This window comes from Gilliamella sp. W8136, assembly GCF_016101285.1.
GTDB classification, from domain to species: Bacteria; Pseudomonadota; Gammaproteobacteria; order Enterobacterales; family Orbaceae; genus Gilliamella; species Gilliamella apicola_N.
Genome location: NZ_JACFQU010000001.1, coordinates 152322 through 178398 on the forward strand (window position 1 = coordinate 152322; position 26077 = coordinate 178398).

Annotated in this window: 26 protein-coding genes and 1 pseudogene; 15 read left to right on the plus strand and 12 right to left on the minus strand. The window is 34.7% G+C overall.

What is annotated here, in order from left to right; genetic code table 11:
* The first annotated feature begins 4 nt into the window (after window positions 1-4).
* The 4 genes from H3T96_RS00660 (at window position 5) to rpmE (ending at window position 3395) form a co-directional block, all read left to right on the plus strand.
* Window positions 5-409: a YhcB family protein gene (locus tag H3T96_RS00660; protein ID WP_086351473.1), complete on the plus strand. Its 405-nt coding sequence runs from the start codon at window positions 5-7 to the stop codon at window positions 407-409.
* Between the two features lie 80 nt (window positions 410-489).
* A complete protein-coding gene (locus H3T96_RS00665) occupies window positions 490-1866 on the plus strand; it encodes a Do family serine endopeptidase (RefSeq protein WP_144091323.1) in 1377 nt (458 codons plus the stop codon).
* 117 nt (window positions 1867-1983) lie between these two features.
* Window positions 1984-3036, plus strand: a complete 1053-nt coding sequence (degS, locus tag H3T96_RS00670) for an outer membrane-stress sensor serine endopeptidase DegS (RefSeq protein WP_144091324.1) — start codon at window positions 1984-1986, stop codon at window positions 3034-3036.
* A gap of 143 nt (window positions 3037-3179) precedes the next feature.
* Entirely contained in the window at window positions 3180-3395 is a 216-nt protein-coding gene (gene rpmE / locus H3T96_RS00675) for a 50S ribosomal protein L31 (protein ID WP_034883381.1), read from the plus strand.
* A 107-nt stretch (window positions 3396-3502) separates the two neighbouring features.
* Here rpmE and metJ read toward each other — a convergent pair whose 3' ends face one another.
* On the minus strand, window positions 3503-3820 hold the full coding sequence (metJ, locus tag H3T96_RS00680) for a met regulon transcriptional regulator MetJ (RefSeq protein ID WP_086325922.1): 318 nt from the start codon (window positions 3818-3820) through the stop codon (window positions 3503-3505).
* Between the two features lie 176 nt (window positions 3821-3996).
* Between metJ and metB the strand changes: the two genes are divergently transcribed.
* Entirely contained in the window at window positions 3997-5163 is a 1167-nt protein-coding gene (metB, locus tag H3T96_RS00685; protein WP_144091325.1) for a cystathionine gamma-synthase, read from the plus strand.
* 83 nt (window positions 5164-5246) lie between these two features.
* Here metB and citX read toward each other — a convergent pair whose 3' ends face one another.
* From citX to H3T96_RS00720, 7 genes and pseudogenes are all read right to left on the minus strand, one after another.
* Window positions 5247-5792: a citrate lyase holo-[acyl-carrier protein] synthase gene (gene citX / locus H3T96_RS00690; protein WP_172398448.1), complete on the minus strand. Its 546-nt coding sequence runs from the start codon at window positions 5790-5792 to the stop codon at window positions 5247-5249.
* Between the two features lie 78 nt (window positions 5793-5870).
* The gene (citF, locus tag H3T96_RS00695) at window positions 5871-7400 is read right to left on the minus strand and encodes a citrate lyase subunit alpha (RefSeq protein WP_080692493.1); all 1530 of its coding nucleotides are present in this window, start codon (window positions 7398-7400) and stop codon (window positions 5871-5873) included.
* A 12-nt stretch (window positions 7401-7412) separates the two neighbouring features.
* Window positions 7413-8300, minus strand: a complete 888-nt coding sequence (gene citE / locus H3T96_RS00700; protein ID WP_065738569.1) for a citrate (pro-3S)-lyase subunit beta — start codon at window positions 8298-8300, stop codon at window positions 7413-7415.
* A complete protein-coding gene (gene citD / locus H3T96_RS00705) occupies window positions 8297-8587 on the minus strand; it encodes a citrate lyase acyl carrier protein (RefSeq protein ID WP_025316271.1) in 291 nt (96 codons plus the stop codon). The genes citE and citD overlap by 4 nt, the downstream gene beginning before the upstream one ends.
* Before the next feature lie 21 nt (window positions 8588-8608).
* Window positions 8609-9643, minus strand: coding sequence for a [citrate (pro-3S)-lyase] ligase (citC, locus tag H3T96_RS00710; protein ID WP_144091326.1), 1035 nt, complete (start codon window positions 9641-9643; stop codon window positions 8609-8611).
* A 4-nt stretch (window positions 9644-9647) separates the two neighbouring features.
* Entirely contained in the window at window positions 9648-10493 is an 846-nt protein-coding gene (locus H3T96_RS00715) for a fumarylacetoacetate hydrolase family protein (RefSeq protein WP_086325918.1), read from the minus strand.
* A 93-nt stretch (window positions 10494-10586) separates the two neighbouring features.
* Window positions 10587-11882, minus strand: a pseudogene (locus tag H3T96_RS00720) (2-hydroxycarboxylate transporter family protein); the annotation flags it as partial.
* 310 nt (window positions 11883-12192) lie between these two features.
* On the opposite strand from H3T96_RS00720, the gene H3T96_RS00725 reads away from it, so the two are divergent.
* The 7 genes from H3T96_RS00725 (at window position 12193) to H3T96_RS00755 (ending at window position 18474) form a co-directional block, all read left to right on the plus strand.
* The gene (locus H3T96_RS00725) at window positions 12193-13782 is read left to right on the plus strand and encodes a sensor histidine kinase (RefSeq protein ID WP_086325917.1); all 1590 of its coding nucleotides are present in this window, start codon (window positions 12193-12195) and stop codon (window positions 13780-13782) included.
* 17 nt (window positions 13783-13799) lie between these two features.
* Window positions 13800-14510 (plus strand): response regulator, encoded by a 711-nt coding sequence (locus H3T96_RS00730; protein WP_086325916.1) that lies wholly within the window; start codon window positions 13800-13802, stop codon window positions 14508-14510.
* A 160-nt stretch (window positions 14511-14670) separates the two neighbouring features.
* Window positions 14671-15636, plus strand: a complete 966-nt coding sequence (locus H3T96_RS00735) for a glutathione S-transferase family protein (RefSeq protein ID WP_086325915.1) — start codon at window positions 14671-14673, stop codon at window positions 15634-15636.
* A 23-nt stretch (window positions 15637-15659) separates the two neighbouring features.
* Window positions 15660-16400 carry an amino acid ABC transporter permease gene (locus tag H3T96_RS00740; RefSeq protein WP_086325914.1) on the plus strand — a complete coding sequence of 247 codons (741 nt, stop codon included), beginning with the start codon at window positions 15660-15662 and terminating at the stop codon, window positions 16398-16400.
* Entirely contained in the window at window positions 16397-17155 is a 759-nt protein-coding gene (locus H3T96_RS00745) for an amino acid ABC transporter ATP-binding protein (RefSeq protein WP_086325913.1), read from the plus strand. Before H3T96_RS00740 ends, H3T96_RS00745 begins: the two co-directional genes overlap by 4 nt.
* Before the next feature lie 17 nt (window positions 17156-17172).
* Complete coding sequence (locus tag H3T96_RS00750) at window positions 17173-17598, plus strand: GNAT family N-acetyltransferase (RefSeq protein ID WP_144091327.1); 426 nt, start codon at window positions 17173-17175, stop codon at window positions 17596-17598.
* Window positions 17599-17652: 54 nt separating this feature from the next.
* Window positions 17653-18474, plus strand: a complete 822-nt coding sequence (locus H3T96_RS00755; protein ID WP_086308391.1) for a transporter substrate-binding domain-containing protein — start codon at window positions 17653-17655, stop codon at window positions 18472-18474.
* A gap of 17 nt (window positions 18475-18491) precedes the next feature.
* On the opposite strand, the gene H3T96_RS00760 is transcribed toward H3T96_RS00755, so the two are convergent.
* Together H3T96_RS00760 and H3T96_RS00765 are read right to left on the minus strand one after the other, a co-directional pair.
* Complete coding sequence (locus H3T96_RS00760; protein WP_260846799.1) at window positions 18492-18713, minus strand: GyrI-like domain-containing protein; 222 nt, start codon at window positions 18711-18713, stop codon at window positions 18492-18494.
* Complete coding sequence (locus H3T96_RS00765; protein ID WP_144091329.1) at window positions 18710-18958, minus strand: GyrI-like domain-containing protein; 249 nt, start codon at window positions 18956-18958, stop codon at window positions 18710-18712. Before H3T96_RS00765 ends, H3T96_RS00760 begins: the two co-directional genes overlap by 4 nt.
* A 302-nt stretch (window positions 18959-19260) precedes the next feature.
* On the opposite strand from H3T96_RS00765, the gene H3T96_RS00770 reads away from it, so the two are divergent.
* A complete protein-coding gene (locus tag H3T96_RS00770) occupies window positions 19261-20124 on the plus strand; it encodes an RNA ligase family protein (RefSeq protein WP_186279204.1) in 864 nt (287 codons plus the stop codon).
* Window positions 20121-21260: an AAA family ATPase gene (locus H3T96_RS00775; protein WP_144091330.1), complete on the plus strand. Its 1140-nt coding sequence runs from the start codon at window positions 20121-20123 to the stop codon at window positions 21258-21260. Before H3T96_RS00770 ends, H3T96_RS00775 begins: the two co-directional genes overlap by 4 nt.
* 58 nt (window positions 21261-21318) lie before the next feature.
* On the opposite strand, the gene H3T96_RS00780 is transcribed toward H3T96_RS00775, so the two are convergent.
* A complete protein-coding gene (locus H3T96_RS00780; RefSeq protein WP_086325909.1) occupies window positions 21319-22722 on the minus strand; it encodes a glycoside hydrolase family 1 protein in 1404 nt (467 codons plus the stop codon).
* Window positions 22723-22732: 10 nt separating this feature from the next.
* Complete coding sequence (locus H3T96_RS00785) at window positions 22733-24589, minus strand: beta-glucoside-specific PTS transporter subunit IIABC (protein WP_144091331.1); 1857 nt, start codon at window positions 24587-24589, stop codon at window positions 22733-22735.
* 264 nt (window positions 24590-24853) lie between these two features.
* Between H3T96_RS00785 and H3T96_RS00790 the strand changes: the two genes are divergently transcribed.
* Window positions 24854-26014: an MFS transporter gene (locus H3T96_RS00790; RefSeq protein WP_144091332.1), complete on the plus strand. Its 1161-nt coding sequence runs from the start codon at window positions 24854-24856 to the stop codon at window positions 26012-26014.
* Window positions 26015-26077 lie beyond the last annotated feature (63 nt).

Below are 26077 nucleotides of genomic sequence, written 5' to 3' on the forward strand. Positions count from 1 at the left end.
AAATATGGATAAACAGATGATCATTTATCTGGTTATTGGCTTAGTAATTGGTTTTGTTTTAGGTATTATTTTAACGAATATCTTTAGTTCGAAAGGGCGTCAATTTGCACAAGTAAAACGTCAACTAGAGGAAACTGAAGAGCAGTTAAACGTTCAAAAACAGACAATTGTTAAATATTTTTCACATAGCGCTGAAATACTAGACAACATGGCTAATGATTTTCGTCGTCTTTATCAACATATGGCTGAAAGTTCAGGAAAATTTACTTCAGAAAAAGATATGCCAGTTATGGCGTTAGATGCGAATAATGATAATTCTATAAAAAAACAGTTCACTCTAAAAAAACAACCAAAAGACTATTCAGATGATCCTTCTGGTTTATTCAAAACTGACGAGAATAAATCCTAATTAATTTTAGTTTTTTTTCGCTAGAATTATTTGGTGAAACGTTATGGTAAATATTAAATTTTTAAGAACGAGAGAGTTTTATGATCAATAATTCTTTACTAAAACCAAAAAAATTACTTAGTTTAATTGCGTTAGGCTTAAGTCTTTCTTTAGCTACCTTACCAAATGCGTTTGCTGTTTTCCCTTCATTACCAACAGGCGAAGATACTCAGCAACCTAGCTTGGCGCCAATGTTAGAGACAGTGTTACCTTCGGTTGTAAGTATTAAGGTTGAAGGAACTGCTCAAATGCAAACTAATATTCCTGAAGAGTTTAGACGATTTTTTGGGTATCCTGATAGTCAATCAAGAGCTTTTTCTGGACAAGGTTCTGGTGTCATTATTGATGGTGAAAAAGGTTATATTGTTACCAATAATCATGTTATAGAAAATGCAGATAAAATTACTGTGTCTTTAAACGATGGGCGAGAATATACTGCTAAATTAATAGGTAAAGACCCTCAAAGTGATATCGCATTGCTTAAAGTTGAAGAGGCCAAAAAATTAACGGCGATTACTTTAGCCGATTCAGATAAATTACGTGTCGGTGATTATGTTGTTGCAATTGGTAATCCATTTGGAATTGGTCAAACTGTTACATCGGGTATTATTTCTGCACTCGCTCGTAGTGGACTTAATATGAATGGCTTTGAGAATTTTATTCAAACTGATGCTTCAATCAATCGAGGTAATTCAGGTGGGGCCTTAGTTAATTTGAATGGTGAATTAGTCGGAATTAATACCGCCATTATTGCACCTAGCGGTGGTAACGTTGGTATCGGTTTTGCTATACCGAGTAATATGGTGAAAAATTTAACTTCACAACTAATTGAATACGGAGAAGTTAAACGTGGTGTACTTGGTATTAAAGGAAACGAGTTAACCTCAGATATTGCCAAAGCATTTGATTTAGATGTGCAAAAAGGTGCTTTTGTTAGTGAAGTACTTGACGATTCTGCCGCTAAAGCTGCAGGCATTAAATCTGGTGACGTGATTGTTTCAATGGATGGTAAGCCAGTTGATAGTTTTGCCGAACTGCGAGCTAAAATTGCAACTACCGGCGCGGGTAGAACTGTACAATTAGGTATAATACGTGACGGTAAAACAATGACCGTTAATGTCAAATTAAAAAATAGTGATGAATCTGCTTCAGAAGCAAAATCACTACATCCAGCTCTTGAAGGCGCAACATTAAGTAATGGCAATGTCAAAGGCCAAAAGGGCGTTTTAATTGAAAGCATTACTAAAAATTCGCCTGCATCTCGATTAAGTTTACAAAAAGGTGATTTAATCACGGGTGTAAATAAACAAAGAATAAACAACATTGCTGATTTGCGTAAAGTTATCGACAGTAAACCATCAGCGATTGCGTTAAATATTGTACGTGGCGATAGTCAACTTTATCTTATTTTACGTTAATTGATTGTTTAATTTGATTTCGCCGATAATTTTTATCGGCGAAAAACATAAATGTTAACCTCTAATTAGATATGTTAAAATCATATCCATTCTACTGCTACCATAGTACTCATACTAATGCTTAAAAAAATTCTATGGCCAATATTGATTGGTACTGTTTTAGCTATCGTGTTATTGATTATTTTTCCATCATTACGTAATGGGTCTCAATCAAATTTTGCAAACTCCATTTTTAATAATGACCCTATGAGTTATTCATTTGCGGTTAAAACTGCCGCTCCCGCCGTAGTGAATATATACAGTCGTTCAATTAGCTCTGTACCAAATCGCTCACAAGATAGTGCAATAACGCCATTAGGCTCAGGGGTTATAATGAGCAAACATGGTTACATTATTACTAATTATCATGTGGTAGATGGTGCGGAACAAATCATCGTTGCTTTGCAAGATGGACGAATTTTTGAAGCTTTGTCTGTTGGTTCTGATAAATTAGTTGATATTGCAGTTTTAAAAATTGATGCGAAGAATATCCCAACAATTCACATTAATCCTCAACGCGAACCGAATATTGGCGATGTCGTTTTAGCAATTGGTAATCCTTATAATATTGGGCAAACTATCACTCAAGGTATCATTAGTGCAACGGGTCGAGATGGATTGAGCCCATATAGAAGACAGAATTTTATTCAAACAGATGCTTCGATTAATCATGGTAATTCAGGTGGCGCTCTGGTTAATACAAAAGGGGAATTAATGGGTATTAATACCCTCACTTTTGCAAAAAATATGGGAAATGAAATTCCAGAAGGCATTGGATTTGCAATTCCGACATCTTTGGCTGTTAAAATTATGAATAAATTGATACAGGACGGTAAGGTTATTCGTGGTTATATTGGTATTGATGGGTTAGAGTTTGCGCCAACACAAAATCCAAGTGATTTACCAGTTGTGTTAGGGATTTTAGTGACCAATGCTGAAGGACCTTCGTTACAAGCGGGCGTGCAACCTAATGATATTTTAATTATGGTTGATGGTAAACCGGTTAAATCAATTGTTGAAACAATGGATCAGATTGCAGAGTTGAAACCGGGGATAACCGTCCCCATTGTAGTGTTACGAAATGGAGAAAAGGTTGAATTGCAAGTGGTAATAGGGCAATTGCCTGTTTAATAGGTCTTTTTTATAGCTTGATTATTTACTGGTTAAGGCGTATAATTCGCGACCTTATCATGTTTTTTAACACTCGTATGGTGTATAGATTTTGCTTTTATGGCCATTTATATAGCGATACGAACAAACTTTAGAGGTTTATTATGAAAGAAGGTATCCACCCAGAATATAAAGCAATTAAAGCAACTTGTTCTTGCGGTAATGTTATTAATACTCATTCAACAATTGGTCATGATATTCATCTTGACGTATGTGGTGAGTGTCACCCGTTCTATACAGGTAAACAACGTGATGTTGCAACTGGCGGACGCGTAGATAAATTCAAACAACGTTTTGCTATGGTTGGCGGTAAAAAATAATTTTCCGTAAATTATACAGTCAATATTGAAAAAGGCGCATAATGCGCCTTTTTTGTTTTTTGTCTTAATGAATGATGTTATTCGTCAATAAAAAATATAAATAACACCTATTCATCAATTAAGTCGGGATTGATACCTAAATTACTCATTATTTCCTTAGCTTGGCTAGGGATACCATCTTCACGATCTTTCTGTAAGTCTTCATCGCAAGGTAGCGGTTGACCAGTGTAAGCATGAAGAAACGCTTCACATAATAGTTCACTATTCGTTGCATGGCGTAAATTATGCACTTGTCGACGCGTACGTTCATCAGTCAATATTTTTAATACTTTTAAAGGAATTGATACAGTAATTTTTTTTACTTGCTCACTTTTTTTACCATGTTCAGCATAGGGGCTTATGTATTGGCCGTTCCATTCCATCATATTTTTCACCAAATCACATCACAATTTATAGGGTTAATTTTAACTTTTTTTTTATTTTGCTGCAATCTATACATCGAGATAGTTAGACGTCTAGACATATTGACGTCTTAAATGGTTGTGTTATTCTTGTACATGAAAGTTTTGTAATAAATAAAATATAATCTAGGGATGTTATTATGGCTAGCCAATCTAAAAATTTAAGCCAAGGCACTATTGCTGTCCGAGGTGGAATTAATACTGATGATCAATATGGGAGTGTCGTCCCAGTCATTACCCCGTCAACGTGTTACCGTTATCAAGAATTTGCAACACCAAGAGAGTTTGATTATGCGCGCAAAGCAAATCCAAGCAGACGATTCGTTGAGGAAACGGTCGCCAAGTTGGAAGGAGGGACAGATGCCATTCTTACTAACTGTGGTATGTCTGCAATTCATCTTGTCAGTGTCGCACTACTAACACCCGATGACTTGGTGGTTGCTCCCCATGATTGTTATGGTGGTAGCTATCGTCTTTTTAATAGTTTAAGTCAACGTGGTTATTTCAAAGCAAAATTTGTTGATCAATCCGATCCAGTTGCACTAAAAGAAGCTTTAAGTTTACGTCCAAAATTAGTACTGATTGAAACGCCAAGTAACCCATTACTTCGAGTTGTTGATATTCAAGAAATATCACAACAAGCACACGATGTCGGGGCTCTGGTGTTAGTCGATAACACATTTATGACCCCTATATTGCAAAAACCTATAGAGTTAGGGGCAGATATTGTAACTCATTCATGTACTAAATTTCTTAATGGGCATTCCGATCTTTTAGCGGGTATTTTAGTATTTAAAGACCAACAACTAGCTACAGATGTTTTATGGTGGGCCAATAATATTGGTACGCTCACTTCATCATTTGATAGTTATTTATTATTACGTGGATTAAGAACGCTTGCAGCGCGAGTAACTTTACAACAAGCCAATGCGCAAAAGGTCGTTGAGTTTTTAGTTAACCATCCGAAAATTGCTCATGTGTATCATCCATCATTATCGTCTAATCTTGGACATGAGATTGCCAAAAAACAACAAAAAGGTTTTGGTTCATTGCTAAGTTTTGAATTAGCTGGAGACCCTGAGGTAATGTCTAAATTCTTAAAAGCACTTAATATTATTACGTTAGCTCAATCTCTAGGGGGGGTTGAAAGTCTAATCTGTCATCCTGCAACGATGACCCACTCAGGTATCACTGCTCAAGCACGTAAAACAGCCGGTATTTCAGATCAACTACTTCGTATTTCCGTTGGTTTAGAGGATGTCAATGATTTATTAGGTGATTTAGAGCAAGCTTTAGCTGTTATTTAAAATTTTAATAGTAATGATAAAGTTTAATGAACAATTGATATGATATTTAGGATCAATTCTGTTTTTTCAACTTTATCATTATATTAAGATTTATTTTTTTCAAAACTTTCTACTTTTTCTTTAATAGCAACAAAAATCTCATCTAATGAATGTCGTTTTGACCGACCACATATTTTAGCCATATCCTCACAAACTAAACATTGTCTTGGAGCATATTCAAATTGTGAGCGAGGAACACTTTGTTGGGTTATTGGATCAATCACATCTATATCCCATAGACGACCCAATGGATGTTGGCTTTCAATGTCAATGCAGTATTGTTTGAGTTTTTCAATCGCGCAATCTACCACAAGAATCGCTTCGTAACCTGTTAACTCATGATAGTGCTGTTTTTTAATTACCGGTATATCATTTTTAATAAAAAACTGATGTAACGCGGTGATTGCTTCTTGAAATATATAATTAGCTCCACTACTGTTTTTTATTGGACCAGGAATAACTAACGTTAACGATACGAGGGGCTTTTTATAGAGTGAAATAGCTAATAGTTGGTTTTCTACCCGCTTTTCTTTAGCTAGTAGCATTTGCTCAAGACTAATCGGGGTGCCATCATCAAATTTAATTAACATTTTATTCATAATACAGGAATAAGAGCATGGCATTTATTTATGCCATGCTAAGTTTTGTTATGACAGATGCTTGAGTAATTAATCTTTAACTTGACGCACTACATCAATTACTGAACCATCACGGAAATGAACGATACCTACGATTTTATCTTCAAATTCGATTGGTTTTGGTTCACCAGTTAACGAAACTGCACGTTGATAAAGTTCTTCAATGCTCATTATTGGTAAATTAGCTGCTTTTAAACGTTCAGCAATTTCTGGACGATTAGGATTCACTGCAATACCATGATCAGTAACTAATACATCAACGCTTTCACCTGGAGTTACCAGCGTGGTTACGTTTTTAATTACAGTTGGGATACGGCTACGAATTAATGGGGCAACAATAATAGTTAAGTTTGCTCCCGCAGCTGTATCACAGTGACCGCCAGATGCTCCGCGCATTACGCCATCAGAACCTGTTAATACGTTAACATTGAAATCAAGGTCAATTTCTAAGGCACTTAAAATCACAATGTCTAATTCATCAACACTTGCTCCTTTAGATGCAGGATTTGCATAAACATTGGTTGAGACTTCAATGTGATCTTTATTTCGGCCTAAGGATTGTCCTGCTGCACCGTCAAAGCTTTGGGTATCTAATAAACGTTTAACCAAACCTTTTTCGTGTAAATCAACAATACTAGCTGTAATGCCACCTAAGGCAAATGAGGCTGTGATATTTTTAGCACGCATACGGTTTTCAAGGAAACGCGTTGCAGCTGTTGAAGAAGCACCAGAACCGGTTTGAATTGAGAAGCCATCTTCAAAATAGCCAGAATGCTCAATGACATCAGCCGCGTAACGAGCAATCATAAGTTCACGAGGATTGCTTGTGATACGTGCTGCGCCCACACTGATTTTAGTTGGGTCACCGACTTCATCAACTTTAACAATATAGTCAACTTGATCTTGACGAATACTTGCAGGGTTATTTGGATAACCGACGATATCTTCAGTTAGTAAAACTACTTTTTTGGCAAACTGTGCATCAACCATTGCATAACCAAGTGCACCACATTGTGATTTACCTGATACACCATTAGCATTACCTTGTTCATCAGCTGTTGATACGGCTAAAAATGCGATATCAATATTAATTTCACCACTTTGGATGAGTTTTACACGCCCACCATGAGAATGGATATGTACAGGATTATCCATTAAACCGTGTGAAATCGCATCAGCTAATTTTCCACGTAATCCAGAAGTGTAAATTTTAGTGATCACCCCAGCTTCAATATGTGGGATTAATGCGGCATTACAACTTAACAATGAACTTGATGCTAAAGTTAGATTTTTAATGCCTAATTTACTAATTGTCTCTACAACTTTATTGATAACCTTATCACCTTCACGGAATGCATGATGGAAAGATATGGTCATACCGTCACGTAATTCACACTTTTTAATGGCTTGTTCAATCGAGTCACATAATTTACGAGTATATTTAGACTCATCTTTTAAATATGGTGTGGTTGCATTAGCATCAATAAATGGTGTGATATTTTTAAGATCAGGATGCTGTTTTAATAAATCATCAATTTTTTGGTTTATAGAAGTTGTCATATTTCAATCCTATCAAATTTCTTTACGTACACCGGAGTATTTTGCTAGTTCAATGATTTTTTGAGCACGAGTAATAATTGGTGCGTCAATCATTTTGCCATTCAAAGAAACAACTCCAAGCCCCTTTCTTTCACCTTCTTCAGCTGCTTCAACTATTTTTTTAGCATTTTCTACTTCACTAGCAGTAGGTGCATAAGCATTGTGTAATAGCTCAATTTGTCTTGGATTAATCAATGATTTGCCGTTGTATCCTAATTTTTTGATTAGGCTGACTTCTTTTAAGAAACCTTCGTCGTCATTAACATTTGAATAGACAACATCAAAAGCATCAATACCCGCTACACGAGCTGCATGTAGAACAGCGCAACGAGCATAAAATAGTTCGGTTCCATCGCCTCTTTCTGTTTGCATATCGACAAGATAGTCAAATGCAGCAAGAGCAATACCTATTAAACGAGGAGATGATTTAGCAATTGATACCGCATTAACCACAGCTTGAGCCGATTCAATTGCTGCCATTAATTTAGTACTACCAACTTCACGACCACATTCTTTTTCGATACGTTCAACGTGAGCTTCAAGTTCATGAATATCTTCGGCACTGTTTGTCATTGGTAAACGAACAACATCAACGCCTGCTCGAACTACGGCTTCTAAATCTTTAAGTCCAAATGGTGTATTTAGTGCGTTAATTCTAACAACTGTTTCAATATTATGTTCTTTATAAACAGGCATTTTTAATGTTTGAGCGACTAAAAGGCGTGCTGAATCTTTTTCTTTAATTGAAACCGCATCTTCAAGGTCAAACATGATTGAATCAGGTTTGTATACAAACGATGTTGATAACATTGCGGCATTGGCGCCTGGAAGAAATAACATGCTGCGACGTAATTTTTTCATAGTAATTTACTCCAATCTAAGTTCTCTTCTTCTGCACCGCGTAATACTGCACATTGAATTCTTGCTCTGATAGCACAATCTAAAGCGCCTTTATCATCAATAATAATTAAACCATCAGTTACATTCAGATCATTTAAAGTCTGATTAACAACTGCACGTATTTGATCGCCAAATTGCTTATTAACATCACTATTAATAACAATTTCAATCCCCGTATTTGGCATGACTTTAACTAACAAATCGCTCGATTCGAGAGTCCCAGCCATAGCTTCTTTTTGTATTTTCATTTTTTTACCTTTTAAAACGTATTAAATTTTAAAGTTATCCAAATTAGCCGAAAGATAATCCCATGTTGTTGGGGGAACCAACGTTTTAACCTGTTCATATTGCCCAGTAGCCAGTAGCTTTCTTACTAATGAAGCCGAGACAACACAATTGCTTTCGGTTATACGTTCAACTTCAACAACCGTAATGGCTGGTAGACTACTTACCGTATTATCTTCAAGCCAATAACGCATCGCTTCGTTATAAGCTTTGGTCACCTCATCAATAGGTTCAGTCCCTACAAATCGGTGAGTGATATTGAGTGCTGGAGCAATATAATTTCGGAAAATTAACAGATCGATACCCATATAGGCTTGATCAATTTTTGTCTTATCTTTTAGGAAATAAGTAGGAAATGTTGCTCTAGAAATAATATAGGGTGAGCTCGCATGCACAGTGACATTCTTTATCTGATTTGTGCCATCTTTAACTAGTTTTAAACGTGTATCAAATGAAAATTGCGAGGCATTTTCATTGACAACAAATACATGTAACCAGTCACATTGACTTGCTGCATATTGTACTAAATATTGATGACCCTTAGTAAAAGGATTGGCATTCATAACAATGCTGCCAATTTTATTTCCTTCTTTTTTCTGTGCATTAAGTTGTTTACAATATTGCTTTATTCCGACCGGATTGTTTTCCATTAGAACAACTAAATCAGTTATTTCAACAATAGGATAAAAACCGCATCCTTTGAAGAAATCTATATTTTCAGGCTTAGTGTATAAAAAAAGGTGAAAATAGCCGTTTTCATTGGCATATTTTATGGTTTGATCCATTAAAGTCAGATTTAGTTGATTACCGCGATATTGAGGATCAATAGCAACACATTTAATAATATTGCGATCCATACCAGCACAAGCAATAATTTTATCGTTAATTTTCGCTACCATAAAAAGAGTAACTTGCGAGTCTAAATCAAGATCAGATCGAGACAATAATAGCTTAATTTCTTGATAGTCTTGTTCTGATTTAGAAATATCAACGATGGTATAATCAACTAAATCATACATAAAATTACCCTCTTTCTGCTACTACATAATTGGTTAAACGACCAATTCCTGTAATTTCGACTTCAATCTTATCGCCATCTTTCATAAATACTGGAGGGTTACGTTTTTTACCAACGCCACCAGGTGAACCAGTAAGGATGACATCTCCAGGCGATAAACGAGTAAATGTACTAATGTAAGAAATAAGTTCTGGTACAGTGTGCACAAGATTTTTAATACAATCGTGTTGCATCTCCTGACCATTTAAATAAGTGGTTAAAGATAAAACTGTTGGATCAGGGATTTCATCACTGGTTGTAATACAAGGACCAAATGCACCAGTACTTGGCCAGTTTTTACCGGCTGTAAACCAAGTATATTGCCAGTCACGAATAGACCCATCCATATAGCAGCTGTATCCCGCTACATGTGATAATGCCTCTTCTGGTTTAATACGAAATCCTTCTTTGCCAATAATGATCGCTAATTCACCTTCGTAATCTAACTCGTTAGTGATAGCCGGTTTGATAATATTAGTTTTGTGACCTGTTTGTGAATCAGGAAAACGAACGAATAACGTTGGCGCTGAGCTAGTTTCGTTAAATTCCGCGCGTTTTTCAGCATAATTCATACCAACACATAAAATTTTGTTTGGATTTGGAATAACAGGTAGATAAGTAATGTCTTGTTCATCAATGTCACTTGGTGCATCAAGATAAGTTTTGGCGACAGCAAGTCCTTCAGAATCAGCAAGTAGAGATTTTAAATCGGGATATTTATTACCTAATTTTTCTTTTAAATCAACAATGCCATTCTGAGTAAGAAGACCAAAACTTGCTCGACCAGAGACAAGATAACTGACAAGCTTCATGAAAACTCCTTAAAAGCTGTTTTATGCTAAATTTAACTATAAACAAAAGCGAACAACCTTAGTTAAACTAAGGTTGTTCTTTAAAATTTTAATCTAAACTAAGAAATTGCCGAGAATGAGTAATGACACTGATACATTTATTGCACCACCTATACGGGTTGCAATTTGAGCAAATGGCATTAACTCCATACGTTCTGCGGCAGTTAAGATTGCCACGTCACCTGTTCCGCCTTGACCACTTTGACAGCATGAAATAACAGCAGCATCAATCGGATGCATACCTAATTTTTTAGCGACAAAGAAACCAGTGGTGACTAAACTAACAACAGTACAAACAATAACAATTAAATTTGTAACGGTGAAAGCTGCAACGATTTTATCCCATGGAGTGATTGCTACACCTACCGCAAATAGAATTGGATAGGTAACAGACGTTTGGAAAAATTTGTAAACGACTTGTGAACCACTTAATACTTTCGGTGAAACACCTGATACTAACTTAACAAAAACTGCAGCAAATAACATTCCTACCGGAGCTGGAATACCTGTTAATTTATGACCAATCATACCAATCATATAAAGAATTGCTGCTAATAATACACCTGAAGCAAATGTTGTTACGTCGATAATTGGTTCAGCTTTAGCTTCTTTTTTATCATCCATTAACTCATCATCTTCTGAAGCTGGCAGTAATCGACCATTACCAGTTAAATGTGGGTAAAGTTTACCAAGACGGTTAAGAACACCACCACAAATAATACCTGTTAAACCACCTAACATAACGATTGGTAATACACGACCAAGGGCTTCACCTTGTTCCATACCTAATATTGATGCATATCCGATTGAAAGAGGAATCGCACCTTCACCAACACCACCTGCCATAATAGGTAATACTAAGAAGAAGAATGTATCAAATGGAGATAAACCTAGTATATAACCAACACCAACACCCACTAACATTCCAACGATTTCACCACATACCATTGGTCCGAATATTTTTAAGAATCCTTGAATAAGCGTTCTCTTATCCATATTCATAATACTACCAACGATAATACAACAAATGTATAGATACAAAATGTGTGTATCTTTATAGAATTTTGTTGTTGCTTGGACGACCGGAGTTGGTAAAAAACCATAATAAACTAGCGCCGATGGAATAAAGGTCGCACAGATCGCTGCTGCACCCATTTTCCCAACGATTGGTAACCGTTTACCGATTTCACCACATAGGAAGCCAAAGAAAGCACAAGTTACCACCATCACAACAATTTCGCTAGGTAATTTACCAGTTACTAACACTTCGGCGAAAATTAGGATACCAGCAATTATAAATAATGGAAGTGGGATTACACCAATTTTATAATTGTCCATAAGCCGCCACCAATTGTACGGCCATCCTTGCTGTTGTTGTTTCACATTGTAAGGCCATTTATCATGTTTTTTTTCATCAGAACTTGATACTGATTCTTCTTCAGTCCGCATTTTTCCGATTGAATTAAGATCCGCCATATTTTATTTTTCTCCAAAAAAATTTGAATTTGTTAGATTGGCGCATATGTTTACAAAATTTTAACCCTAATTTTGTGATTTAAATCATACTTTAAGTGTGGTTTTTATGGTTTTAAAGGCTCTATGTTTTTTAATGCTGTGATAAACTCAATGTCAATAGTCAATTTTCAATTCGGGCATTATTATGCGAAAAAAAGTACAATTATCTTTTGCGACGAAGTTATTTCTGTCTCTTTTACTTTTTTCGTTAATAATACTCGCACTTTTACAAAGTTATATATGGAATGCAACTAAAACTACGTTGTATCGAAGTTTGGGTGAGAAGGCGCAAGTTCAAGCGAAAGAATTGTCCGTTATTCCGAGTTTAATAAAATATGTTAAAGAAAAAGATACCGCCAATTTAGCCAATTTAGTTAACGATATTTTTGAACAAAGTGATGCCAGTTACATCGTTATTGGTGATGAACAAGCTTATCGTTTATATCATACCTCGAATGATAAGTTACATTCCCCAATGGTAGGTGGAGATAATCAAGAAGTACTGAGCGGAAATAGCAGTATTTCTATTAGCGAAGGCTCGCTAGGTTTAGCACTACGAGGTAAAGCTCCTATCATCGATGACGGTAAAATAATAGGTATCGTCTCTGTTGGTTATATGATTGATGATATATATGTATTACATATTAACCAATTTATACCTATTATCATTTTTTGTTCCTTACTCTTTTTTGCTTTGTTTGTATTTTCGTTCTTTTTTTCAAAAGCAGTAAAAAAACAGATGTTTAACTTAGAGCCCAAAGCGATTGCTTTGTTGGTTAAAAGTCAAAAATCAATAATGGAATCTATTTTTGAGGGCATTATTGCCATTGATCTTAATTATAAAATTATCAATATCAATCAATCGGCTCGAAACATGTTAGACATTATTGCCAGTGATCAAGAATTGCTTAACCATGATTTACGTTATTTTATCAAATCAACTGATTTTCTTTACGGAAATGAAAATCAGACAAAAGATGTACACGATCATATTTGTTACTTTAATAATATTATTGTTATTGCAAACCGGATTCGTGTGATAGTGGATGATCAAATTCAAGGATGGGTGATCACTTTTCGTAATTATGATGATATCAATTTATTAAGTATGAAATTAACGCAAGTAACTCAATATATTGATAATTTGCGAGCTTTACGACATGAGCACCTTAATTGGATGGCGACTTTGTCAGGGCTCATTTATATGAAACGTTATGAAGAAGCACAATCTTTTATCACCCTACATTCGGCGGATAATCAAAACTGTTTAGATTTTATTTCTGAGCATTTCAAAATACCGGCTATATGTGGATTGTTAATAGGTAAATATTCAAAGTCACATGAAATTGGCTTGAATTTAGTCTTTGACCCTGCATGTCAATTAAGTGCATTACCTGCCTTAATTACTGAAACCGAATTTATGTCAGTGCTGGGTAATTTACTTGATAACGCTTTCAATGCATGCTTAAAAAATAATCATGGTGATAAAACGATCTATTTGTATCTGAGTGATGCAACGGATGAAATTGTATTAGAAGTAAGTGATCAAGGATGTGGTATAGATGCAAGTATTCGAGAATCAATATTCGAACCCGGCGTAACCTCTCAAGATGCTAAAGAGCATGGTATTGGTTTGCATCTTGTTTCAACCTACATAAAAAAGGCCAATGGTTATATTACATTTGAAGATAATACACCATATGGAACAATTTTTTCAGTTTTTATACCTAAATAATAAAAAGAGGTAAATGCATGAGAGAGCTTAACGAGTATAAAGAAGATGCTATAAAAGTTCTTATTGTAGAAGATGAACCTATTTTAGCAGAATTAAATGCTGAGTTTATACAAAGAGATACAAAAGTAAAAGTCGTTGGGATCGCGTCAAATTTAGAAGAAGCTAAAATAATGGTTGAAAAGTTAAAACCAACGTTAATTTTACTCGATAATTATTTACCTGATGGTAAAGGTATTGAATTATTTGAATACATTATTAATAACAAACTAGATTCTTATGTTATTTTTATCACTGCAGCAAGTGATATGGATACGTGTAGTAAAGCTATACGGTTTGGTGCTTTTGATTATTTAATTAAACCAGTATCTTACCAACGTTTAAAACATTCACTTGAGCGTTTTGAACTTTTCTTATATCGTCAAAGTTTACAAAAACATGTCAATCAAAGACGCATTGATGAACTGTTTAATTTGCAAACTAAAGATTTTGTTGATATCAATCGCCATTCTAAAGGGATTGAAGAGATTACTTTACAAAAAGTTAAAGATCTATTTATGCAGACAAATGAACCACAAACGGTCGATCAAATTGTCGAAAAAGCAAATATTAGCAAAACTACAGCCAGACGATATTTAGAATATTGTGTCCAAACTAAATTATTAATCGTTGAACTTAATCACGGTAAAATAGGTCGTCCTGAAAGGCTCTATAAACGATTAGGAAAGTGATTATTTCTGCACAGTTAATAGGTTAATCCTGTTTTATATAATTTATGATTATATAAATATGCTTATTCGTTATTTTAACCGCTAAATATTTGATGCTAGATTGAATAAATCCAACTGTTGGAAAGTTTCAATTGCAGTACCAAATATTAGGAGTAAGCGTATGTCTATAGGAAAAGTAGTTACTACAGAAAATAATGAAATAAACCAAGATGGCGCCTTTGTACGTCAAACTAACCGATTCGACACTCCATTTGGTAATGAACCAGGTTTATTACCGGTAGAATCAGGTCGTTATCGTTTAATTTGGGCGGCAATTTGTCCTTGGGCTCATCGTCAGATGATCGCCATTAAATTATTGGGTTTAGAGGATATCATTAGTGTTGGTAAAGTTTCCCCTATCCGCACACCCCATGGCTGGGAATTTTCGCTCGATCCTAATGGTGTTGATCCTGTTTTAGGTATTCGCTATTTACCAGAGATTTACGCTAAAACAGATCCAGAATACAGTGGACGAGCAACAGTTCCTACCGTAGTTGATGTAAAAACGGGCAAAGTGGTTAACAATGATTATTTTAGATTGACCAACTATTGGGAAACCGTATTTAAACCTTTTCACAAAGCCGGTGCACCTGATCTTTATCCTGAACATTTACGTACTGAAATTGATGAATTGAACGATGTCATATTTCATGAAGTAAATAATGGTGTATATAAAGCTGGATTTGCCCGGACACAAAAAGCCTATGAACATGCTTACCATCTTGTTTTTAACCAATTAGATCAATTAGAACAACGATTAAGTCAATCCCGTTATCTTTTTGGCGATAAGATTACCGATTCCGATATTCGTTTATATGTTACGCTAGCACGATTTGATGTAGCCTATTATTCCGCTTTTAATACCAATCGAAATAGAATTATCGACTATCCTAATTTATGGGGATATGCGCGAGATCTCTATCAAATACCTGCATTTGGTGAGACCACTGATTTTGATGCGATAAAAAAAGGTTATTTCTTAGGTAATAATGCCCATAATCCTTATGATATCTTGCCTTTAGGACCAGATACGAGTAACTGGAAAACGCCACATAATCGAGATAAACAATTTAGTTCAGTTAACTAACTTTAATATTGGGATAGATGCGGATGCCAAATATAATTGATTTTGGATTGATTTTTACCCAAATACCCACATTACTCGCTTATTTGCCAGTCACGCTTTTTATTACGATTTTTTCGATGTTACTTGGCGTAATATTGGGTTTAATCATTGCTGTAATTAAAATGAATAAAATACCGGTTTTAACACAAATTGCTGCGGTATTTGTTTCATTTATAAGAGGAACGCCATTGTTAGTACAGCTTTATCTAAGCTTTTATGGAATTCCAATTTTATTACGTTATATTAATTATTTTTATGATACAAATTTCAATATGAATGGATTACCACCCATGTTATTTGTATTGATTGCTTTCTCTTTTAACGAAGCTGCCTATAATTCTGAAACAATTCGCGCGGCATTACAATCGGTAAATAAAGGACAAATTGAAGCGGCACAATCATTAGGAATGACCTATAGTCAGTTATTACGTCGGATTGTTATTCCAGAAGCTTTCATTGTGGCGCTACCTAATTTGGGAAATACTTTAATTGGCTTACTCAAAGGTACTTCACTTGCTTTTGTTTGTTCTGTTACCGAAATGACCGGTAGGGGTAAAACATTGGCGGGTCATAGCTATCGCTATTTTGAGGTTTATATCTCACTTGCATTAATTTATTGGGCATTAACCATATTAATTGAGTTACTTGTTAAATATTTAGAAAAGAGATTAACGATAAGCGACGATAAAAATACGCCGAGTTACCGAAAAGGAAAATGGTTATGATTCATGTTAATAATTTAACGTTATCTTTTCACGGTAATTGTATTTTGGACAGCATCAATCTTCATATTCAACCTCATGAAATTGTTGCCATTATAGGGGCATCTGGAGCAGGAAAATCAACATTTCTACGTTGTCTTAATTTATTAGAGAAACCACAATCAGGTAATATTAGTATTGATAAGCTATCGTTTGATGTAGGCAAATTTAAACGAGATCAAATTGTTAAATTTCGCCAACAAACCGCTATGGTATTTCAGCAATTTAATCTTTTTCCTCAAAAAAATGCATTAGAAAATGTGATGGAAGGATTAGTAATTGTAAAAAAATATCCTAAAGAAAAAGCCAAACAGATTGCGTATGAAAAATTAGTTGAAGTTGGTCTTGCTGATAGAGTTGATCACTATCCTAAACAACTTTCAGGCGGCCAACAACAACGAGTGGCTATTGCTAGGGCATTAGCGATGAACCCTAAAGTTTTATTACTTGATGAACCAACTTCCGCATTAGATCCTGAGCTGGTTGGTGAAGTATTAGCAACAATAAAAATGGCTGCTAAATCAGGTATAACGATGATTCTAGTTTCTCATGAAATGAGTTTTGTACATGATATTGCAACGCGAGTTTTATTTTTAGATAAAGGACAGATTATTGAAGATGGCTCGCCTGATAAAGTATTTCTAAATCCTGTTCAACAAAGAACAAGAGATTTTTTATCCAGATATTATTCTGCTATGCAAATGGATTATGAAATTTAATCAGTTAAGAGGTCGTAATGGATATTACTATTCAACAACACTGTGAGGATATAAATTGGCAGGAAGTTGCTGATTTACTGAAATTTTATCGATTAAGCACTTTAGATGCTAAAACACAAGAACAGGTATTTCGAAATAGTTATGCAGTGGTATTTTTATTAGATAACAATCGTGTTGTCGGTGTGGGGCGAGCATTATCAGATGGTATTTGTCAGGCGGCAATATATAACATTGCCTTAGCTAAATACTTACATGGGCAGCAATATGGACGGTTAATTGTCGATAAACTTATTGAGCAAGTTAAGGATTGTAATATTATTCTTTATACCCATCCTCAAACAGTTGAGTTTTATAAAAATTTAGGTTTTGACCTGATGAAAACAGGCATGGCGATATATCAAAAAGATCATCGTCATGAAATGAAAGAAATGGGATTTATTTAATATAACCCACTTAACTATAGGTTTAACAATATCAAACTAAAGAGGATTTGTGTTATGAATTTAAAAAAATGGTATGGTTTTTTGTTTTTAGCAACTTTGTGTTTAACAGGTTGTGATGATCAAAATAACAATACTGAAAGTTCTAAAAAACAACAGATAACAATTGCAACATCAGGCGCACCAAGTCCTTTTACAACAATAAATGATGAGGGTGATTTAACGGGTTATGATATAGATGTTGTTAAGGCTATATTTGCAAAATTACCACAATATGAAATTAATTTCGAAATAACTGAGTTTCCATCGGTGCTTGCTGGACTTGATTCACAACGTTATCAAGTTGGTGCCAATAATTATGCAATGAATGAGAAACGTAAGGAAAAGTATTTTTATTCAGATCCCATTTTTAAAAATCAATATGTTATCGCTGTAGCTAAAAACAATAATAACATCAATAGTTTTCATGATCTAAATGGAATGTCAACAGAGGTAACACCAGGACTAAATTATGCCACTGCTTTAGAAACTTATAATCAGCAAAACGCTAATAATCCTGTAAAAATCGTTTACAGTGAAGCCGACTTATTACCTGTTTTACAGCATGTTGAAAGTGGCCAATATGATTTTCAATTAATTGATAAAGTGATGCTTTCTCAATTTATTAGTGAACATCATCTTAATCTTAAAATAATTGAACTCAGTAAAGAAGATGAAGATCGCATTGCTTCACCGTTTAGTTATCTTTTAATTAGTAAAAGTGCGAAAGGTGAACAATTAACTCAGGATATTAATGACGGTATTCAAAAAATTATTAGCAGTGGTGAACTTTCACAAATTAGTCAACGTTATTTTGGTGCGGATTATTCACCTAACTAATTAATATTATATAAGCATTATTTATCTAACAAAGGTAAATAAACATCCGTTATCATCTGTTCAGATTTTACAGTTGGACCGACATTAACATAATGAAAAATTGGGGGAAAATCTCCCAAGTTTTCGCCACTGTTTGGTAACCATTTTTCAAGTAAATAAATAATTGCTTGATTATGATATCTCGAACCTATATCTCTGGCTTTTGCACAGCGAAATTGTGGAATCGTTTTATTTATCACTCCATAAATGTTTTTAGTAATAGGTTCATCAACAGAGTACCGAAATCGACATGATGTTTTTCAGGTGGCGTTGTTTTAGGGTTAGTATAATGAATGCCGTAGTTTCTATATTTGTCATCTAAAAGCTGATTTTCTTGTCGCCATTTTATGAGTTTGTTTACTGATTCATGTTCTAACTTGGGCGCGCCATAATGTTCAATGATGGCTAAATACGTCATTGGGAATAGAACGATTTCGACCTTCATATAACCCTCCACAATTTATCAATGGTAATCATCTTTTTGAATCTTAACACTTATTGCGTGTATAAAAAATCCAATTTTACTTGACAATATATCCGCTTAAAATGATAATGGCGCCGTTTTTTTAGTCTAATATTTAATTTTTTTATGAGGTGGCAAAATGCCTGTATTCAATACTTTATCTTAATGCCGACATGGTATCTTCTATTATATTGTCTTTTAGCTTTTTCTAAAGCTCCTACGTTGCAGTTCAATCTATAGATCTTCGCCTTGTCGGTTTTCCCTAATTTTTCGGAGAAAACAAAATGACAATGGAAACTTATATTCAAAACTTAGAATTAATTAAATACCCACGTACTCCACATTTGGAAAGTTCGCGCTTGCAATTGGGTGATAGTGAGCATGGCCAGCTACCCTATAATCAATTAATAGGGCAATATATTGTGGTTGAAGAAAAACTTGATGGCGCTAACTGTGCAATCAGTTTTTCAGAGAGTGGTGAGCTATTATTACAATCACGCGGTCATTACTTAATAGGGGGCAGTCGAGAACGTCAGTTTAATCTATTTAAACATTGGGCAACCGTCCATGAAAGCTGGTTAATTGAACGTTTAGAAGATCGCTATATTATGTATGGTGAATGGTTACATAAAAAACACTCTATTTTTTATGATGCATTACCACACTATTTTTGTGAATTTGATATTTGGGATAGACATAATAACTGTTTTTTATCAACCCAAAAACGTCATCAATTATTGGCTAATGGTCCTATTTTATCTGTTCCCGTATTGTATTCGGGAATCGCACCGAAAAGATTGGGTGACTTATTAGCATTAGTTAAATATTCTTTAGCTAAAACAAAAGATTGGAAAAGTTGTTTTGAGAAAATTGTTGCTCAAGAAAAAATTGATTTGAATAGGGCTTGGCAACAGTGTGATAACTCGGATTTGATGGAAGGTTTATATTTGAAAATTGAATCAGAGTATACCACAACGGGACGTTTAAAATGGGTAAGACAAGATTTTGTTCAATCTATTTTAGATGCGGGTCAACACCATTTACAGCAACCGTTTATTCCTAATCAATTAGCTAAAAAATCTGAGCTTTATACGCCACAAATAACGATAAATTGGAATGATGGCATAAAATTTGGAGGTGATTTATGAGTTATTCGCAGTTACAACAAGAGATCGCCTACAGTATCAGCAAAGATAACTTTGACCAGTGGTTGGAATGTATACCTGCGTTGAATAAATTGATGATGACACCACAAGATCCCACTTATCATGGTGAGGGAAATGTCTGGATTCATACTCAAATGGTATTAAGATCCTTGATAGCTCAAGATGAGTTTGCAAAATCTTCCGATGATGAAAAGTTTGTGTTATTTATGACTGCTTTGTTACATGATATTGCCAAACCAGAAACGACCATCATTGATGAGTTAAGTGGTCGAATTTCACAACCAAGACATTCCCAAAAAGGGGCGATTAGTAGTCGAATACTATTATGGCGATTGGGCATTGATTTTGAGTTAAGAGAAAAGATTTGTCGGATAATTGATGTGCATCAGGTTCCATTTTATGCATTAAGTGATGATAGTCATAATAAATCACCGCAATGGTTAATTCATCGGCTTTCATGGGAATTACCTGTCTGGATGTTATGCATACAAGCTAAAGCCGATATACTCGGTCGTATTAGTGCTGATAAAGCTCGAATGGTTGATGAAGTTGAACTCTTTAAACAATTGGCTTTGGAAGAAGGATGTTTATATCAATCTCGGCAATTTATAGATGATTACACCAGAGTACACTATTTTCGAGGAGGCAATGTTTTGCCTGATTATGCTTTGTATCCTCAGAAAGGACCTAAAGTCATATTATTGTCGGGTTTACCTGCATCAGGTAAAAATAGTTGGATAAGTAAACATTATCCGCAATTACCGGTTGCCTCATATGATGACGCAAGGAGTGAACTGAAATTAAAGCATGGTCAAAATGAAGGATTAGTGATCCAATTTGTATTAGCTAAAGTGAAACAATATTTAAGAGACAATCAACCATTCATCTGGAATGCTACTCATTTATCACGAGATATGCGCCAAAAAGCATTGGATTTGCTTTATGCTTATCATGCAGAGGTTGAAATTGTTTATCTTGAGCAGCCAGAAAAAACATTATATCAACGCAATTCAAGCCGAGATACTAGCTTACCGAATAAGAAAATTACACAAATGCTTTCTAAATGGCAAGTGCCATTACCGACCGAGGCGCATAAAGTGACATATTTAGTAAATTAATGATATTTAATATGAGTTATGATGGGCTTTTTTAAAGCCCATCTTTATGTTCTATTAACTATTTTTTAATGCCATTGTCTTTGATGACTTGCTGATACCAATAAAAACTATCTTTTTTTATTCGATTAAGGGTTTTTAAGTCATGGTCATCACGATCAACATAAACAAAGCCATAACGCTTTTTAAAACCTTGATGTGAGCTTAATAAATCAATGACTGACCATGGACAGTATCCAAATAGTTCAACACCATCTTCAATTGCATCATGACAAGCTGAAATATGGGATTTGATATAATCGATTCGATAATCATCATGTACTTTATTGTCAGCAGTTAATGTATCGGGAGTACCTAAGCCATTTTCAGTAATAATTAATGGTAAACGATATTGGCGATAATATTCATTTAGTACAAGGCGTAATCCCATAGGGTCAATTTGCGCACCATAAGTTGAAGCAACTAAATTTGGATTTTTCTCGATTTTGAAGTAACCGTAAAGGTCAAAATCGATATCTTTTTCTTTGGTACCAAATGGGTGTGCATCGTCCTCTGGTAAATAACTGGCAACCAAAGTTCGATAATAATTTACAGCAATAAAATCAGGTTTTGCTTGTTTTAATATTTCAGCATCTTCAGGATGGGTATTAGGATAGATTCCGCAGCGAGTTAGGTAGCTTTTATAATAGTTAGGATAATCACCAAAACAGTACATTTCCAGCGCGTAATTCGTTTTGAAATTATCGTTCATTTTCGCTGCCCATACATCCATTGGTTTGTTACTTGCAGGATAGGTCATCGTGGATGAAACTGCAGGCCCAACTTTACTGTCGGAAATTAAAGCATGACAATCGTTGGTTGCCATTGCATGGGCAACAAACATATGATAATCCATTTGTGCACGAACTTTTTCAATATCCTCAGGTGCAACTTGATACATATTCATTCTTTCATTGACACGAATCATCAGATTTTGTTCATTATTAATCTGCCAATGCTTAACTCGATCGCCAAATGCTTTATAACAGACTTGAGCATAACGTCTGAATGCATCAACACAGCGACGATCTTGCCAACCATTATATTTATCAACCAAGGCAAAGGGTAAGTCAAAATGATAGAGCGTAATAAAAGGTATAATATCGTTTTTAATTAATTCGTTAATAACTCGATTGTAAAAATCGATTCCTGCTTGATTTATTTCACCATCGCCATCGGGAATAATACGAGCCCATGATATAGAAAAGCGATAAGTTTTTAGTCCTAACTCTTTAAATAACGCAATATCACTTTCAACATGATGATAAAAATCACTGGCGACTTTACTGTCGGCTTGTATAGTAGAGCGTTGAAATGAATTATAATCGGCAACAGTCATTCCTTTGCCATCTGCATCCCATCCACCTTCAATTTGAAATGCTGAAGATGATGCTCCCCACCAAAAATCCTTAGCAAAAGCTTTCATAACTAAACCTCTAAACTTGAATAAATAATAAATCGTCTTTTTCACTAACCTGAGCTTGTTGACAATATTCTATATTTTTATATTGATCGGAATTAACCACAATAATTGAGGTGGTTAAATCAAATTGTTGTTGTATTTTATCAATATCAAATGAAACTAATTTGGTTCCTTTAGTAATATGTTGACCAGCGTGAACATAAGATTGGAAGTATTGACCTTGTAAATTAACTGTATCAATACCGATATGAATTAGTAGTTCAATACCATTATCTAATTTTAGCCCCATTGCATGTAAAGTAGGGTAGAGTGCCGTAACGGTACAATCTTCAGGGGCAACGATTTCACCCACTTTAGGATAAACTGCGATTCCTTTTCCCATTGCACCTGAGGCGAATGCTTCATCTTTGACTTGATCTAAAGCAATCACCTCACCAGCAACCGGCGACAAAATAGCAGTATCTGAAGTTAATTGTGTACTGGACGTTGTTGGCATTGTTTTTGGCGCTTCTTCATTTGGTATATCATTAAATCCAACAATCATCGTCATAATGCATGAACCAAAAAAGGCAAAACCTATGCCAATTAAATAACATAAGAATGCTTTTGTACCTGCTTCTGTGTACACCGGTATTGTTAATACTCCTTGGTTAGCAAATGCGTTACCATAGGAACCTCCCCAACCCATTAAGCCCCCTGCGATTGCGCCACAAATGACGGCGCAGATCATCGGTCTTTTTAATCTTAAATTGGCACCATAAATTGCTGGTTCAGTAATGCCAAACAGGGCTGTAACCGTTGCTGATGCAGCGACTGTTTTAAGATTTTTATTTTTGGTTTTGAAAAATACGCCAAACGCTGCACCAGCTTGCGCAAAATTAGCCGCACCAGCAAATGCCAAAAGATTTTGTTTGCCTGTTCGCGCTACATCATTGAGGCCAATTGGCACAATTGCGCGGTGAGCGCCAAATATAACTAAAATGCACCATACACCACCAATAAAAGCACCTAATAAGATAGGGCTCACTCCCATAATGTAGTAATAGATCCAGTTTATAAATTCGCCGATATAGATACCAATTGGCCCGAAAATAAATAATGTGGAGGGGATCATGATGAGTAGTGAAAATGTAGGCACCATGATAATTTTTAATACTTCAGGAATGATTTTTTCTAAAAATCTTTGTATATAACTTAAAATAAAAACGGCAATAATGATGGGAATAACACTTGATGTATAATTGGCTTTGGTCAATTCAATCGCAAAAAAGGTGACTTCACTTTTACTTGTCATTAAACTCACAACGGAGGGATAACATAAAGTTGCACCAATAATCATTGAGATAAATTCATGTGCTTTAAATACTTTGGCTGCGGTATAGCCTAAAATGATAGGCATAAAGTAAAACACCGCATCCGATGCGGCATATAAAATAATATAAGTATTATAATTTTTAATATCCGTTGAGTAGTATTTACCAATTATAAACGCAATTGCTAAGATCCCTTTTAGCATACCGGATGCGGCTATCGCTGGAATAATCGGGGTAAAAATAGCAGCAAAATTATTGAGTATTTTAATGCCTATTGAAACTTTTGGTTGTTCTTGTTTTATTGAGTTTATTTCACCAATAAGTGGTAAAAGTGCGTCATAAATTTTTGTGACTTTATTACCCAATACTACCTGATATTGCCCACTGCTTTCTACAACAGAAATGACCCCCTCAGTTTGTAATAATTTTTCACGATTAGCTTTGTTATTATCTTTTAGTTGGAACCGTAATCGAGTAAAGCAATGGTTTACACTGATAATATTTTGCTTATTTCCGACCAATTGTAATATTTGCTGTGCAATTTTCTCATAGTCCATTATTTTCTCCATTACGTTAACAGTGGTTAATTTTCGGTAAAAAAAGATCAAACATACTAGAGTTGTTGTTAATACTAAAACAACAATCATCATGTATATTTGATCGTATTTTTTTTGGTGATAACACTTTTTTTACCATTGGGTTAACTTTTCTCAAGCTAACACAGTTTAAAAAGTTAAACAAGATTGATTTGAATTGTTGCTAAATATTTTATTTAGATATATTTTTAACCTTAAGGATTGTAAGGATTAAAATTATAATTAATGAAAACAGCGAAAAAAAAATCGTATTTATTACTTTGTATTGTGTTTTTCTTTTGGTATGCACAATACGTTTATATCCCTTATCAAACACCTTATCTTGCAGCCATAAATCTTTCAACTAATTTTATTGGTATGGTTGTGAGTGCTTATGGTATTTCACAATTACTGTTACGTTTACCTGTTGGTTTAATTGCCAATGTGAAAGAAAAGCATAAAGTATTTATAGTGTTGGGATCTTTTTTAGCTGGTTTTGCATCTGTTATTCGCATAATCCAACCTGATGGATGGGGATTTTTTATTGGTAATATTATTTCGGGTATTGCGAGTTCAACATGGATCTCATTTATGGTGTTATTTTTAGGTTTTTATCCTAAATCCAAAAAAAGTTATGCAACAAGTCTTATTATTATGGTAAATAATATAGGCGTATTTTTAGCATTTTTATCCAGTACGTTACTCTTTGAATCTTTTGGAATGAGTTTTATTTGTCTTTTAAGTTGCTTAAGTGGATTTATCGCTTTTATTTTAGCGATTAGGCTTAAATATCCTGAAAGAATTCATCATCAGTTTAGCTTTCAAAACTTATTTAAGGTTTTTTTAGATCCCAAACTGCTATCTTTTTCTCTGTTGGCCTTAATTCAGCAGGGCATACAAATGTCCACTACCATGTCTTTTACCAACCAAATACTCAGTGAACTTGGTGCCAATTCTGCTTTAATTGGTCTATCTTCAATTATATATATGCTGTCATCTGTATTGTTTGCAAAAGTTGGAGCAAGTAGCTGGATAACCAAATTAAGCACCTCATCTTGGATCATCCTCTCTTTTCTTATGCTTGCCCTTTATTGTGTTTTAATACCACAATTATCATCAAGTTATCTCATATTACTGTTGCAAATTATTCCAGGGATGGGGACTGGTATACTATTTTCACTATTAACTTTTGAAGCGATTTCAGATATTCCTTCTTATGCTCGTTCAACAGCGATGGGTCTTTTTCAAGCTATTTATGCATTAGGTATGACGGTTTTTCCAATCATTGTCGGTTATGTTAGTCTGCTATATTCAATGACGACGGCATATTTTTGTTTAGCGATTATAGCGGTTTTGGGGGCAATTTTTTATTGCTTTTATTGCTCAAACAGAACAATAAAATCATAGTGATAATAAATATCTTTTAATAGCCATATTATGTTTTTCGGAATGGAAAATTGAATGCTATGA